This window comes from Pseudomonas sp., from assembly GCF_032058845.1.
Lineage (GTDB): Bacteria > Pseudomonadota > Gammaproteobacteria > Pseudomonadales > Pseudomonadaceae > Aquipseudomonas.
In genome coordinates this window covers 46,021-59,651 of record NZ_DAMCCR010000012.1, presented here as the reverse complement: position 1 = coordinate 59,651, position 13,631 = coordinate 46,021, and the positions used below count along the sequence as shown (strand labels likewise).

The 13,631-nt window shown below is 64.0% G+C and carries 14 protein-coding genes; 1 reads left to right on the top strand and 13 read right to left on the bottom strand.

Annotated elements, in window-relative coordinates:
* Nucleotides 1-247: 247 nt before the first annotated feature.
* The 13 genes from RT028_RS04280 to RT028_RS04220 form a co-directional block, all read right to left on the bottom strand.
* Nucleotides 248-1,186, bottom strand: coding sequence for an LD-carboxypeptidase (locus tag RT028_RS04280; protein ID WP_312932806.1), 939 nt, complete (start codon nt 1,184-1,186; stop codon nt 248-250).
* An 85-nt stretch (nt 1,187-1,271) separates the two neighbouring features.
* Entirely contained in the window at nt 1,272-2,285 is a 1,014-nt protein-coding gene (lipA, locus tag RT028_RS04275) for a lipoyl synthase (protein ID WP_312932804.1), read from the bottom strand.
* 2 nt (nt 2,286-2,287) lie between these two features.
* On the bottom strand, nt 2,288-2,935 hold the full coding sequence (gene lipB, locus RT028_RS04270) for a lipoyl(octanoyl) transferase LipB (RefSeq protein ID WP_312932802.1): 648 nt from the start codon (nt 2,933-2,935) through the stop codon (nt 2,288-2,290).
* A complete protein-coding gene (locus RT028_RS04265; RefSeq protein WP_312932800.1) occupies nt 2,935-3,210 on the bottom strand; it encodes a DUF493 domain-containing protein in 276 nt (91 codons plus the stop codon). The genes lipB and RT028_RS04265 overlap by 1 nt, the downstream gene beginning before the upstream one ends.
* Before the next feature lie 73 nt (nt 3,211-3,283).
* Nucleotides 3,284-4,444 carry a D-alanyl-D-alanine carboxypeptidase family protein gene (locus RT028_RS04260; RefSeq protein ID WP_312932798.1) on the bottom strand — a complete coding sequence of 387 codons (1,161 nt, stop codon included), beginning with the start codon at nt 4,442-4,444 and terminating at the stop codon, nt 3,284-3,286.
* Nucleotides 4,445-4,615: 171 nt separating this feature from the next.
* Nucleotides 4,616-5,629, bottom strand: a complete 1,014-nt coding sequence (locus RT028_RS04255) for a septal ring lytic transglycosylase RlpA family protein (protein ID WP_312932796.1) — start codon at nt 5,627-5,629, stop codon at nt 4,616-4,618.
* Entirely contained in the window at nt 5,630-6,640 is a 1,011-nt protein-coding gene (gene mltB / locus RT028_RS04250; protein ID WP_312932794.1) for a lytic murein transglycosylase B, read from the bottom strand. It abuts the gene before it with no gap.
* Nucleotides 6,641-6,657: 17 nt separating this feature from the next.
* The gene (gene rodA / locus RT028_RS04245) at nt 6,658-7,761 is read right to left on the bottom strand and encodes a rod shape-determining protein RodA (RefSeq protein WP_312932814.1); all 1,104 of its coding nucleotides are present in this window, start codon (nt 7,759-7,761) and stop codon (nt 6,658-6,660) included.
* A 38-nt stretch (nt 7,762-7,799) separates the two neighbouring features.
* Entirely contained in the window at nt 7,800-9,692 is a 1,893-nt protein-coding gene (gene mrdA / locus RT028_RS04240; protein WP_312932792.1) for a penicillin-binding protein 2, read from the bottom strand.
* Between the two features lie 16 nt (nt 9,693-9,708).
* The gene (rlmH, locus tag RT028_RS04235) at nt 9,709-10,176 is read right to left on the bottom strand and encodes a 23S rRNA (pseudouridine(1915)-N(3))-methyltransferase RlmH (protein ID WP_312932790.1); all 468 of its coding nucleotides are present in this window, start codon (nt 10,174-10,176) and stop codon (nt 9,709-9,711) included.
* 9 nt (nt 10,177-10,185) lie between these two features.
* A complete protein-coding gene (gene rsfS / locus RT028_RS04230) occupies nt 10,186-10,608 on the bottom strand; it encodes a ribosome silencing factor (protein WP_312932788.1) in 423 nt (140 codons plus the stop codon).
* A 43-nt stretch (nt 10,609-10,651) separates the two neighbouring features.
* A complete protein-coding gene (gene nadD / locus RT028_RS04225) occupies nt 10,652-11,311 on the bottom strand; it encodes a nicotinate-nucleotide adenylyltransferase (protein ID WP_312932786.1) in 660 nt (219 codons plus the stop codon).
* A 1-nt stretch (nt 11,312) separates the two neighbouring features.
* The gene (locus RT028_RS04220) at nt 11,313-12,584 is read right to left on the bottom strand and encodes a glutamate-5-semialdehyde dehydrogenase (protein WP_312932784.1); all 1,272 of its coding nucleotides are present in this window, start codon (nt 12,582-12,584) and stop codon (nt 11,313-11,315) included.
* 308 nt (nt 12,585-12,892) lie between these two features.
* Here RT028_RS04220 and RT028_RS04215 point away from each other — a divergent pair, with 308 nt between their 5' ends.
* Entirely contained in the window at nt 12,893-13,630 is a 738-nt protein-coding gene (locus tag RT028_RS04215; protein ID WP_312932782.1) for a DNA-3-methyladenine glycosylase, read from the top strand.
* Nucleotide 13,631 lies beyond the last annotated feature (1 nt).

The window sequence follows — 13,631 nt, the reverse complement described above, 5'->3', positions numbered from 1 at the left end:
CCAGGGGACTGTGGGGGCGGCCGGTCCGGCGCTCCGGTCAGCCGCGATGGGCGGCGCAGCCGACCTTAAGCTGCTACATTCCCTGTTGTTTCGCGGCGTCTGAATCAGGCCGGCTTTGCCGACCTTAGGCTGCGCTGCCCAGCGCGGCCATGGTCGCACACACAGTCATCGCAATGGCGGCAGAGCCTCATCAGTGCAGAAAATGCGCTCCAGGTGATGCTTTAGCCACCCTTAGGCGTCCGCCCCCTCAAACTCCAAACAGATCCTGCTGCAACGTCAGCGTTTTCGCCGCACTGTCCAACCGCACCCGCGCACCCAACGGCAAACACAGGTTCGGGTCGCAGTGCCCACTGCGCCAGCCGGCCAGCACCGGGATGTCCAAGGGACCGAAGATTGCGCGCAGCAGAGGGGTCATGGCCTGCACCGTGATACCGGCGAAATCCCCCACCAGCACCCCGTTCACCTGTTCAAGCTTGCCGGCCAGACGCAGTTGCGTCAGCAGGCGATCGACGCGGTACAGCGGTTCGTTGACGTCTTCGATGAACAGAATGCTGCCGTCCAGCTCGACTTCCGCCACGGTGCCCATGGTTGCGCCTAACATCGACAGGTTGCCGCCGAGCAACACTCCGCTTGCCGCGCCCGGACACACCTGCGTCAGCGGCCAGGCCGCAGGATGAGCAATCTGCGCGCCCTCACCCACCTGACCTGACAACTGCTGCAACAACGACGATTCAGTCGGCTCGGCCTTGCCGCCCAACAGGTCGGCATTGAGCATCCCGCCATGGAACGTGATCAACCCCGCATGCCGCTGGAGGGCAGTGTGCAAGGCGGTGATGTCGCTATAGCCGATCAGCGGCTTGGGATGGCGGCCGATGAGTTCGAAATCCAGGCGATCCAGCACGCGCATGCTGCCGTAGCCGCCACGCATGCACAGAATGGCGTCGATGGCGGGATCAGCAAAGGCCTCGTGCAGGTCTTGCGCACGCTGCTCGTCGCTGCCTGCCAGGTAACCCTCGGTCTGCTCAACGCTGGGGTAGAACCGGCAGCGGTAGCCACGCTGGGCGAACCACTGGCGGGCTTTTTCAAGATCCAGCCGCGCCGGCCCTGCAGGCGCCACCACGGCAAGACAAGCGCCAGCCTGCAGCGCCTTGGGCAGGCGAGCGACCACGGGTTCGACACACTTCATATCCACTCCTGCAGGCAAAGGCCCTGAACGAAAAATGCCGATGGTACCTCGCGGCACACATCGGCACTGTCAGCACACGTCGCGATCAGAGCTTGATCTTGGCTTCGTGAGCTTGCTGGTCCGCGTGGTACGACGAGCGCACCAACGGCCCGGAGGCGACGTTCTTGAAGCCCATCTTGTAGCCTTCTTCGGCGAACCAGGCAAAGGTGTCAGGGTGCACGAAGCGCTGCACCGGCAGGTGGTTGCGCGAGGGCTGCAGGTACTGGCCGAGGGTGAGCATGTCGATCTCGTGCTCACGCATGCGGTGCATCACTTCGATGACTTCTTCGTCGGTCTCGCCCAGGCCGAGCATCAGGCCCGACTTGGTCGGCACGTGCGGGACCATCTGCTTGAATTTCTGCAACAGGTCGAGCGACCAGTCGTAGTCCGAACCCGGGCGTGCAGCCTTGTACAGGCGCGGCACGGTCTCGAGGTTGTGGTTGAACACATCCGGCGGCTCGTTGGCGGTGATTTCCAAGGCCACGTCCATGCGCCCGCGGTAGTCGGGCACCAGCGTTTCGAGCTGAACGCCGGGTGACAGGGCGCGGATCTCACGGATGCAGTCGGCAAAGTGCTGGGCACCACCGTCACGCAGGTCGTCACGGTCGACCGAGGTGATCACCACGTACTTCAAGCGCAGGTCGGCGATGGCCACGGCGAGGTTCTTCGGCTCGTCGGCGTCCAGCGCACGCGGACGGCCGTGGCCAACGTCACAGAACGGGCAACGGCGGGTGCAGATGTCGCCCATGATCATGAAGGTGGCGGTGCCACCGGAGAAGCACTCGCCCAGGTTCGGGCAGGAGGCCTCTTCACAGACGCTGTGCAGCTTGTGCTTGCGCAGCAGCTGCTTGATGCGGTCTACCTCGGGCGATACCGGAATGCGCACGCGAATCCAGTCGGGCTTTTTCGGCAGCTCGGTGGTGGGGATGATCTTCACCGGGATGCGCGCGACCTTGTCGGCACCGCGCAGCTTGACGCCCGCTTCGACCTTTTTCGGGGCCGGACGTGACGGCGCGTCGGTGGCGATGAGGTTCGGCACGGCTTCTTGCACAGTTGTCATATTCAGTCGATTCCGCCCGTGAGGGTCGTCTGCTCTGCGTAGTCGAGGTGCTTGACCAGCTGTTCGCGCAGCCTTGTCCTGACCTCGTCGAGTTCGATCGGGCCTGTGTGGTCGCGCAGCTGGGTCATGGCCAGCCCCGCATACCCGCAGGGGTTGATTCGGCGAAACGGCGCCAGGTCCATGTCGACGTTCAGCGCCAGACCATGGAACGCACAGCCATTACGGATGCGCAGGCCCAGGGAGGCGATTTTTGCGCCATCGACATACACACCGGGCGCATCAGGCTTGGCTGCAGCCTGCACCTGATAACTGGCCAACAACGCCACCAGGCTGTCTTCGATACGGCTGACCAGTTCGCGCACACCGATACCCAGGCGACGCACATCCAGCAACAGGTAGGCCACCAACTGGCCAGGGCCGTGATAGGTGACCTGACCACCGCGCTCGGTGTGCACCACCGGAATATCGCCGGTGAGCATCAGGTGCTCGGGCTTGCCGGCCTGGCCCTGGGTGAACACCGGCAGGTGCTCGACCAGCCAGATTTCATCGGGTGTATCGGCATTACGCTGCCCGGTAAAGCGACGCATGGCCTCGAGCACCGGTTCATACGGCTGCAGGCCAAGGTCGCGAAAGCCCAGGCATGCGGGCATCACAACACCATTTTCACGATGCCGGTCGCGCGCAGGGCGCTGTTGATGTCGTGCAACTGGTCTTCGCTGGTCGCCACGATGTGCAGTTGCACGGTGGTGTACTTGCCTTCCTTGCTCTGGCGCTCGGCCAGGGTGGACAGGTCGACTTCAGCGTACTTCTTGAGGATTTCGATCACCGTGTCGCGGAAGTTGACCACGGTGTCGCCGATGACCTTGATCGGGTAATCGGCGCAGGGAAATTCGATCTTGTGCGACTTGACGTCTGGTTCGCTCATGGCGGAAACGGCCTCGTAAGCCGTGGCAACAACAAAGCCCCCGCGGCTGGCGGGGGCTTGCCGGGGTCACGTATCAGTTGAACAAGCCATAGAAGAATAGCCGAATGCTATCCCACATACGACGAATGAAACCACCTTCCTCGACCGCGTCCAGCGCGATCAGGTCAGCGCTGTGCACGACCTTGTCATCCAGTTTCACTTCCACTTTGCCGATCACATCGCCCTGGGCAATCGGCGCGGTCAGTTGTGGATTGAGGGTCATTGAAGCCTGCAGGCGCTTGAGCTGGCCTTTGGGCATGGTCATGGTCAGGTCGTTGGCCAGGCCTGCCTTGACTTGCGAGGTGGCGCCCTTCCAGACCGGCGCCTGGGCCAGTTCGGTGCCCTTCTGGTAGAAGGTCTGGGTTTCGAAGAAGCGGAAACCGTAGGTCAGCAGCTTCTGGGTTTCGGCAGCACGGGACTGCTCGCTGTTGGTGCCGAACACGACGGCGATCAGGCGCTGGCCATCACGCACTGCCGACGACACCATGCAGTAGCCCGCTTCCTCGGTATGGCCGGTTTTCAGACCGTCGACGGTCTTGTCGCGCCACAGCAGCAGGTTGCGGTTGGGCTGCTTGATGTTGTTCCAGAAGAACTCTTTCTGCGAGTAGATGGCGTAGTGGGCCGGATCTTCGTTGATGATCGCGCGCGCCAGTACCGCCATGTCATGGGCCGACGAGTAATGCTCGGGGTTCGGCAGACCGGTCGGGTTCATGAAGTGGCTGTTGCTCATGCCCAGGTCAGCGGCGGTCTTGTTCATCATGTCGGCGAAGGCGTCTTCGCTGCCGGCGATGTGCTCGGACAGCGCCACCGAGGCGTCGTTGCCGGACTGGATGATGATGCCGTGCAGCAGGTCGCTGACGGTGACCTGGCTGCCCACCTTGATGAACATGCGTGAGCCACCGGTGCGCCAGGCGTTTTCGCTGACGGTGACCGGATCGTTCTCGCCGATCTGCCCGCGACGGATGTCGAGGGTAGCGATGTAGGCGGTCATCAGTTTGGTCAGGCTGGCAGGCGGCAGACGTTCGTCACCGTTGTTCTCGACCAGCACGTTGCCGCTCGAGGCATCCATCAGCACATAGGACTTGGCGGCCAGTTGTGGAGGCGCTGGCATCATCTGCTCTGCCGCAAAGGCAGCAGGCATGATCATCAGCAGCACGGGCAGGCATAGGCGTTGGGCTAGTTTGGTGATGTTCATCCGTCTCTCGTAAATCGCTAAAGGTCTGATGTTCGTGTGCTGGGGCGGTACATGGCCCGCTCACCTGACCACGCCCCCGCATCGATGTTCACAGCGCCAGGGGCTGGCGGGCAAAAACGGCCATTGTACATGGCCGTGCCCGTGGGTTCATGACAAAACCGACAGATTCACTCAGTCTGCCGTGACCAGCTTGGCCTGGCCGAGGTTGGCCAGGCGCACGCTGTCCTGCATCTGCTGGACGTCACCCTGGCTGTTGATCGGCCCGAGGCGTACGCGGTGCAAGGTCTGCTGGTTACGCACGATGGAGCTGATGAACACCGGCGCGCTGACCATGGTGCTGAGCTTGGAGCGCAGCAGTTCGGCCGCATCCGGGTTGGCGAAGGCGCCCACCTGAAGGAACATCGCGCCGCTGTTGGCCGGCGTGTTGCTGCTGGCCACCTGCACCGGCACCACGGCCGCAGCATGCTGCTGCGGCGGCGGCGTCCATTGCTCGACCGTGCCGGTGCTGGCCGGCAGCGGTTGAGTCTGGGCAACCTGCGGCTCTTTCAGCACCAGAGGTGCCGCACGACCGCGCTGCGCCCACCACTGCTGCGGGTCGATGCCTTCGACGCGCACCCGCGCAGTGCCGATCTCGGCATAGCCGAGCTTTTTCGCGGCGGCGTAGGACAAGTCGATGATGCGGTCGGAATAGAACGGCCCACGGTCATTGACCCGCAAGATCACCGAGCGCTGGTTGTCGAGGTTGGTCACGCGCACGTAGGCCGGCAGCGGCAGGGTCTTGTGCGCCGCGCTCATGCCGTACAGGTCGTAGACCTCGCCATTGGCAGTATTCTGCCCGTGGAACTTGGTGCCGTACCAGGACGCCGTGCCCTCGGCGCGGTAGTTGGCGAACTGCTGCACCGGGTAGTAGGTCTTGCCCAGCACGGTATAGGGGTTGGCCTTGTAGGCACCGGTGTGCAGGGTCGGCGTGGCATCGGGAATCTTGTTGACGTCGACGTCCCACCAGGGCGCGCCGTCCTTGTGCGCACGGTTGATGTCCAGACCTGGCTGGGCACGCACGATGGCACCGCCTTTCTGCGGCTTGCTGGTGGTCGCGGGGCGGCTGGATGAACAGCTCGCCAGGACCAGCGCCGCCGTCAGGCAGCCCAACACTTTCAAGGTATTGGCTGTGAAGAGTTCGCGCATTTACTTGACGCCTCGTGCCTTGACCAGCTGTTCGGAAAGCTGATGCACCGCCATGGCATACATCACGCTGCGGTTATAGCGAGTGATCGCATAGAAATTCTTCAGGCCCATCCAGTATTCAGGGCCCTGATCGCCCTCGAGACGGAACGCCGTGACCGGCAGATCATCGGGCAGCGCATCATGACTCGACCATCCCAGCGCGCGCAACTGACCCACCGTGCTGGCCGGATCGATGCCCTGGGTCAGCCCCTGGTCGGCACGCGCGCCGCTCACCTGAGCGCGGCTCACCACTGCCTCGCCTTCGACCCAGCCATGATGCTGGAAGTAGCTGCCGACACTGCCGATGGCGTCGTCGGCGTTGTTCCAGATATTGATGTGGCCATCGCCGTCGAAGTCCACCGCGTAGGCGCGGAAGCTGCTGGGCATGAATTGCGGCAGGCCCATGGCGCCGGCGTAGGAGCCTTTGAGGGTCAGTGGATCGACCTGTTGATCGCGGGCCAGCAGCAGGTACTCGCGCAGTTCCTTGCGGAAGAAGTCGGCCCGCGGCGGGTAGTCGAAGCCCAATGTCGACAGCGCGTCGATGACCCGGTAGTTGCCGGTATTGCGGCCAAAGAAGGTTTCCACGCCAATGATCGCCACGATCACCTGGGCCGGCACGCCAAAGGTCAGCTCGGCCTGCGCCAGGGTCGCCTCGTGCTGGCGCCAGAAGTCCACGCCACGGGCGATGCGCGCATCGGTGAGGAACATTGGCCGGTAGTCCTTCCACGGCTTGACCCGTTCGGCCGGCCGGGAGATGGCATCGAGGATCGACTGCTTGCGCTCGACCTCGGCGAACACCGCGTGCAGTTGCTCGGGGGCAAAGCCGTAGTCGCGGGTCATTTCGGCGACGAAGGCATCCACCTGCGGTGAGCCGTCATAATCGCCTGCACTGGCGTGCGCAGTTGCGCCCAGCAATCCCAATGCACCGATCCACGGCATCTGACGAGCCACCCAGCCACGCACGACTTGCATGTAATTCTTCACCTTATTCAAACCTGTGCGATCCACTTGCGGTGCGTGTGGATCGACATCAAAACGCCAAACGCTGACAGCAGCGTCACCAATGAAGTTCCGCCATAGCTGATGAAGGGCAACGGCACCCCCACCACCGGCAGAAGGCCGCTCACCATACCGATATTGACGAACACGTACACGAAGAACGTCATGGTCAGGCTGCCGGCCAGCAACTTGCCGTAGAGGGTCTGCGCCTGGGCGGTGATCACCAGGCCGCGGCCGATCAGCAACAGGTAGATGATCAGCAGCAGGCAGATGCCCACCAGGCCGAATTCCTCGCCGAGCACAGCGATGATGAAGTCGGTGTGGCTTTCCGGGAGGAAGTCCAGGTGCGACTGGGTGCCCAGCAGCCAGCCCTTGCCGAACACCCCGCCCGAGCCGATGGCGGCCTTGGACTGGATGATGTTCCAGCCCGTGCCCAGCGGATCGCTCTCCGGGTCGAGGAAGGTCAGCACGCGCTGCTTCTGGTAGTCGTGCATGACGAAGAACCACATCGCCACCGCCACTGGCACGGCGGCGGCGATCACGCTGACGATCCAGCGCCAGCGCAATCCGCCCATGAACAGCACGAACGCACCGGACGCCAGGATCAGCAGCGCGGTGCCCAGGTCAGGCTGGCGCACGATCAGGATGAACGGCACGCCGATCAGCACCAGGCTGATCAGCACGTGCTTGAGGTGCGGGGGCAAGGTGCGCTTGGCCAGGTACCAGGCGATGGTCGCCGGCATGATGATCTTCATGAATTCCGAGGGCTGGAAGCGGATCACCCCGGGGATGTTGATCCAGCGCGTGGCGCCCATGGCGTTGTGGCCCATGACATCCACCACCACCAGCAACAGCACCCCGACGATGTACGCCAGGGGCACCCAGCGCGCCATGAAGCGCGGCTCGAGCTGGGCGATGACGAACATCGACACCAGGCCGATGCCGAACGAGGTGGCCTGCTTGAGCAGCAGGTCCCAGTTCTTGCCACTGGCCGAATACAGCACGAACAGGCTGCCGGCAGCCAGGGTCAGGAGAATCAGCAGCAGCGGACCATCGATGTGGATGCGCTGCAGAAAGCTCGCGCGCCGACGCATGACGTCTTCGCTGGAGAGCATACGGTCGAAATTGTTCATCACGGGGCCGGTTCCTCGGCAACGGTGGCAGGCACGGGGGCGGTCTTGAGCCGGCCGTTTTCATCTAGCAGCCAGGCATCCATGATCTGGCGCACCACGGGCGCGGCCACGCCGGAGCCGGACTCGCCGTTCTCGACCATCACCGAAATGACGATCTCGGGCTTTTCGGCCGGGGCGAAGGCGACGAACAGCGCGTGGTCGCGGTGACGCTCCTGAAGCTTGTTGCGGTCGTACTTCTCGCCCTGACGAATCGCCACCACCTGCGCGGTGCCGCTCTTGCCGGCGATGCGGTACTGGGCCCCAGCGGCGGCCTTGCGTGCGGTGCCGCGGGCGTTCTGCATCACCTGCTCCATGCCATGGGTGACCTTGGCCCAGTCGGACTTGTCGCGCAGGACGATGTTCTCGATCGGATTGTCGTCCACCGGGGGCTCGCCCTCGATGGTCTTGGCCAGGTGCGGACGGTTCCACACGCCTTTGTTGGCGATCAGCGCAGTGGCCTGGGCCAGTTGCAGCGGTGTGGCCTGCATGTAGCCCTGGCCGATGCCGAGGATCAGCGTTTCACCGGGGAACCAGGCCTGGCGGCGCGTGGCGCGTTTCCATTCGCGCGACGGCATGAGCCCGGCGGACTCTTCGAACATGTCCAGCGAGACCCTTTGGCCGATGCCGAACTTGCCCATGTAGCTGGACAACCGGTCAATGCCCATCTTGTGCGCCAGGTCGTAGAAGTAGGTGTCGTTGGAGCGCATGATCGCCGCGTCCAGATCGACCCAGCCATCGCCGCTGCGGTTCCAGTTGCGGTACTTGTGGTCGTAGTTGGGCAGCTGGTAGTAGCCCGGGTCGAACACCCGGCTGCTGGCATTGACCACACCGCTGTCCAGGCCTGCGATGGCCACCGCCGGCTTGATGGTCGAACCGGGCGGGTACAGGCCGCGCAACACGCGGTTGAACAGCGGCCGGTCGATGGAATCGCGCAGCTCGGCATAGGCCTTGAAGCTGATGCCGGTGACGAACAGGTTGGGGTCGAAGCTCGGCTGGCTGACCATCGCCAGCACCTCGCCGGTGCGCGGGTCCAGCGCCACGATGGCGCCACGTCGCCCGCCGAGCGCCAGCTCGGCGGCTTCCTGCAGCTTGATGTCCAGGCTCAGGACGATGTCCTTGCCCGGTTTCGGGTCGGTGCGCTTGAGCACCCGCAGGACGCGGCCACGGGCGTTGGTCTCGACTTCCTCATAACCGACCTGGCCGTGCAAGGCCGGCTCGTAGAAGCGTTCGATGCCGGTCTTGCCAATATGGTGAGTGCCGCTGTAGTTCACCGGGTCGAGGGTCTTGAGTTCCTTCTCGTTGATCCGCCCGACATAGCCGACCGAATGCGCGAAGTGCGCGCCCTGCGGGTAATGCCGTACGAGCTGCGCGACCACTTCCACACCGGGCAGGCGGAACTGGTTCACCGCCACCCGGGCGATCTGTTCCTCGGTGAGCTCGAAGAGGATCGGCACCGGCTCGAACGGCCGCCGGCCCTGACGCATGCGTTTCTCGAACAGGACGCGGTCGTCTTCGGTGAGTTGCAGCACCTCGACGATGGTGTCGAGCACCTGCTGCCAGTCACCCCCGGCGCGCTCGCGGGTCATGCTCAGGCTGAAGCTGGGCCGGTTGTCAGCGACGATCACCCCGTTGCGGTCGTAGATCAGCCCGCGGGTAGGCGGAATCGGCTGCACGTGCACCCGATTGTTCTCCGACAAGGTGGAGTGGTAGTCGTACTGAATGACCTGCAAATAGTACAGGCGCACGATCAGCACGCTGATGAGCAGCATGATCGCCACCGCGCCGACCACGACGCGTTTGCGCACCAGACGGGCGTCTTTCTCGTGGTCCTTGAGGCGGATCGGCTGCGACATCGGTCAGGCTTACAGGCTATTTATGGTAGGGATGCCCGGACAGCACGGTCCAGGCGCGGTAGATCTGTTCGCCGATCAGTATCCTTACCAACGGGTGCGGCAGCGTCAGCGGTGACAGCGACCAGCGCTGTTCGGCCCGCGCGCACACCTGCGGCGCCAGGCCCTCCGGCCCGCCCACCATCAGGTTGACGGTACGCGCATCGAGGCGCCAGCGATCCATTTCCCCGGCCAACTGCTCGGTGCTCCACGGCTTGCCGTGCACTTCGAGCGTGACGATGCGTTCACCCGGCTGCACCTTGCTCAGCATGGCGTCGCCCTCCTGACGAATCAGGCGAGCGACGTCGGCATTCTTGCCACGGGTGTTCAGCGGGATTTCTACCAGTTCGAGCGCCATCTCGGTGGGCAGGCGCTTGGCGTATTCGTGCCAGCCTTCCTCGACCCACTTGGGCATGCGCGAACCGACCGCGATCAGGCGCAGACGCACAGCGCTGACCTATTCCCGATCCTTGAGCTTTTCGAAGTAGTCGTGCGTGGTGTTCTCAGGGCTGTGGTGCTTGCCATCGGCGGCACGGCTCTGCTCGGCACCGACCCACAGGCGCTCCAGGTCGTAGAACTGGCGGGCAGCGGCGGTCATCATGTGCACGATGACGTCGTTGAGGTCCAGAAGCACCCAGTCGCTGTCGCCCTTGCCTTCTTCGCCCAGCGGCTGTGCGCCCTTGGCCTTGACCGCTTCACGGACCTTTTCCAGCATCGCGTTGATCTGCCGGTTGGAAGTACCGGTGGCGATGATCATGTAGTCGGTGAGGCTGTGTTTGTCGCGAACGTCGATCACCTGGATGTCTTGGGCCTTGACGTCTTCCAGCGCGGCCTTGGTCAGCTCGACCAGTTCTTCGCCGTGGATTTTCTGCTTGGTCATATCAAACTCGTTCAACGTGTTGAGTGAGGTGCCCGTGGCACCTTCAGTTAGACGCACGGTACAGGTCGTGCGCCTCTATGTAGGCCAGTACTGCGTCCGGCACCAGGAACCGCACCGACTTGCCGCTGGCCAGCAGCTGTCGGATCTGCGTGGCGGACACCGCAAGCGGTGTCTGCCAGACGAACGAAATGTGCCCCGCCGGGCCGGACATGGCGGTGGGATCGCTCTGCGAGCGCGCAGCCAACAGGTTGCGCAGCTCAAAAGGAGGTTCTACGTCGGCATCCGGCCGTTGCAGGACCAGGATGTGACAGTGTTGCAGCAGCTCTTCCCAGCGATGCCAGCCGGGCAAGCCGCAAAAGGCGTCCCAGCCCAGCACCAGGAACAACTGATCCTCGGGCGCCAGCTCAGCGCGCAGCGATTCGAGGGTGTCGATGGTGTACGACGGTTTGTCGCGGGTCAGCTCGCGGGCATCGACGCTCAGTTGCGGCGCATTCACCACCGCGCTGCGCACCATGGCCAGCCGGTTTTCCGGCGTGACCTGGGGGGTATCGCGGTGTGGCGGGCGCGCATTGGGCAGCAGGCGCAGTTCATCCAGCTGCATCAGCTCGGCCACTTCCAGCGCGCTGCGCAGGTGGCCGATGTGCACCGGGTCGAAGGTTCCACCCAGAATGCCAATGCGTCGGGCTGCGAGGGCTTGAGTCAACTCAGCTCGGCTCCTGGCCGCGCAGCTGACCGTCGCCGATCACCACGTACTTCTCGCAGGTCAGGCCTTCGAGGCCGACCGGGCCGCGGGCGTGCAGCTTATCGGTGGAAATGCCGATTTCCGCGCCCAGACCGTATTCGAAGCCGTCAGCGAAACAGGTTGGCGCGTTGATCATCACCGACGCCGAATCGACCTCGGTCATGAAGCGACGGGCCTGGCCCTGGTGCTCGGTGACGATGGCATCGGTGTGGTGCGAGCCGTAATGGTTGATGTGTTCGATGGCCTGGTCGAGACCCTCGACGATGCGAATCGACAGGATCGGCGCCAGGTATTCGGTGTGCCAGTCGTCTTCGCTGGCCGGGCGGGCATCGATGATGGCCAGGGTGCGTTCGCAACCGCGCAGCTCCACGCCCTTCTCGATGAAGGCTTCGGCCATGCCCGGCAGAAAGGCCTGGGCCACACGCTGGTCGACCAGCAGGGTTTCCATGGCGCCGCAGATGCCGTAGCGGTAGGTCTTGGCGTTGAAGGCGATGCGCTGGGCCTTGTCCAGTTCGGCGTGCTCGGCCACGTACACGTGACAGATGCCGTCGAGGTGCTTGATGACCGGCACGCGCGCGTCGCGGCTGATGCGCTCGATTAGGCCACGGCCACCGCGCGGCACGATGACATCGACGTACGCAGGCATCGTGATCAGGGCGCCGACGGCTTCGCGGTCGGTGGTTTCGACCACTTGCACCACCGCAGCCGGCAAACCGGCTTCGGCCAGGCCGCGCTGGATGCACACGGCGATGGCGCGGTTGGAATGAATGGCTTCGGAACCGCCACGCAGGATGGTCGCATTACCCGACTTCAGGCACAGGCTGGCAGCGTCGATGGTCACGTTCGGGCGCGACTCGTAGATGATGCCGATGACCCCCAGCGGGACGCGCATCTTGCCGACCTGAATGCCCGAAGGCCGGTGACTCATGTCGCGGATCGCACCCACAGGATCAGGCAGCGCCGCGACTTGGCGCAGGCCGGTGATCATGCCGTCGATGCGTGCCGGGGTCAGCGCCAGGCGATCGAGCAGTGCCGGTTCCAGGCCATTGGCGCGACCGGCGGCCAGGTCCTGTTCGTTCGCGGCGGTGAGCTCGGCGCGGGCAGCGTCCAACGCGGCAGCGGCGGCCAGCAGGGCGCGGTTCTTCTGCGCAGTGCTGGCACGGCCGATGACCCGGGAGGCCTCGCGGGCGGCGCGACCCAAGCGGGTCATGTAGTCAAGAACGGACTCAGTCATGGGTTCGGTGTCTTGGCGAAGGGGAAATCGGCTGATTATAGCTGGCGCGCCGGTATCCGCCCAGCAGTGGGTGGCGGATGGTCGTAAATGTGGCGCACACAGCGTCAGAAAGATGTAACGGCAGGTATCGGATTGTTCCGATTTCTTTCCTATTTATTGCCCTGCATGCGCCGTTCAGTCCGCATTTAAGGGCGTGCAACGACCTCGCGCTTGCGTAATGACAGCCCACTTCACAGGAACAAGGGCCCGCGCAGGGGCGAGGTATTCATTGCTATGATTCGGTCTTTTCGCCCGGACGCCTCGCCCGCATGACGACCCCTGCCGTTCTTCCGTCCCTGGCTTTGCCGGACAGCTTCTTCGACCGCGACGCCCAGACCCTGGCACGGGACCTGCTCGGCAAGGTCATCCGCCACCGGCAGGGCGACCTCTGGCTGGCGGCGCGCATCATCGAAACCGAGGCCTATTACCTCAGCGACAAAGGCAGCCATGCGTCGCTGGGCTTCACCGAAAAGCGCAAGGCACTGTTTCTCGATGGCGGGCACATCTACATGTACTACGCCCGCGGTGGCGATTCGCTCAACTTCAGTGCCCACGGCCCGGGCAACGCCGTGCTGATCAAGTCCGCCTACCCCTGGACAGATGCCTTGAGCGATGCCAACAGCCTGGCTCGCATGCAGCTGAACAACCCCGACGCCAGCGGCAATCTGCGCCCGCCAGAGCGCCTGTGTGCCGGGCAAACCCTGCTGTGCCGCGCCCTGGGCCTGAAAGTGCCGCAATGGGACGCCCGGCGTTTCGACCCGCAGCGCCTCTACGTCGAGGATTGCGCAGCCGAGGTGAGCGAGGTGATTCAGACCACGCGCCTGGGCATCCCCCAGGGCCGCGACGAACACCTGCCCTACCGTTTCGTCGATGCCGAGTACGCCCGCTTCTGCACACGGAACCCGCTGCGCAGGGGGCAAGTCGAAGGGCGGGACTTTGCCATCCTGACCTGCGCCGCGCCGACCCGCTCCACTCTGAACCGTCCCACTTCGAACGAAGGAAGCTGAA

Coding starts and splice junctions, on each gene's coding strand:
- lipB (WP_312932802.1), bottom strand. CDS start 2,935: ATGCCCGCATGCCTGGGCTTTCGCGACCTTGGCCTGCAGCCGTATGAA.
- mrdA (WP_312932792.1), bottom strand. CDS start 9,692: ATGTCGCAGCCGATCCGCCTCAAGGACCACGAGAAAGACGCCCGTCTG.
- RT028_RS04265 (WP_312932800.1), bottom strand. CDS start 3,210: ATGAGCGAACCAGACGTCAAGTCGCACAAGATCGAATTTCCCTGCGCC.
- rodA (WP_312932814.1), bottom strand. CDS start 7,761: ATGCGTCGGCGCGCGAGCTTTCTGCAGCGCATCCACATCGATGGTCCG.
- mltB (WP_312932794.1), bottom strand. CDS start 6,640: ATGCAAGTCGTGCGTGGCTGGGTGGCTCGTCAGATGCCGTGGATCGGT.
- RT028_RS04215 (WP_312932782.1), top strand. CDS start 12,893: ATGACGACCCCTGCCGTTCTTCCGTCCCTGGCTTTGCCGGACAGCTTC.
- RT028_RS04255 (WP_312932796.1), bottom strand. CDS start 5,629: ATGCGCGAACTCTTCACAGCCAATACCTTGAAAGTGTTGGGCTGCCTG.
- lipA (WP_312932804.1), bottom strand. CDS start 2,285: ATGACAACTGTGCAAGAAGCCGTGCCGAACCTCATCGCCACCGACGCG.
- RT028_RS04260 (WP_312932798.1), bottom strand. CDS start 4,444: ATGAACATCACCAAACTAGCCCAACGCCTATGCCTGCCCGTGCTGCTG.
- RT028_RS04280 (WP_312932806.1), bottom strand. CDS start 1,186: ATGAAGTGTGTCGAACCCGTGGTCGCTCGCCTGCCCAAGGCGCTGCAG.
- rsfS (WP_312932788.1), bottom strand. CDS start 10,608: ATGACCAAGCAGAAAATCCACGGCGAAGAACTGGTCGAGCTGACCAAG.
- RT028_RS04220 (WP_312932784.1), bottom strand. CDS start 12,584: ATGACTGAGTCCGTTCTTGACTACATGACCCGCTTGGGTCGCGCCGCC.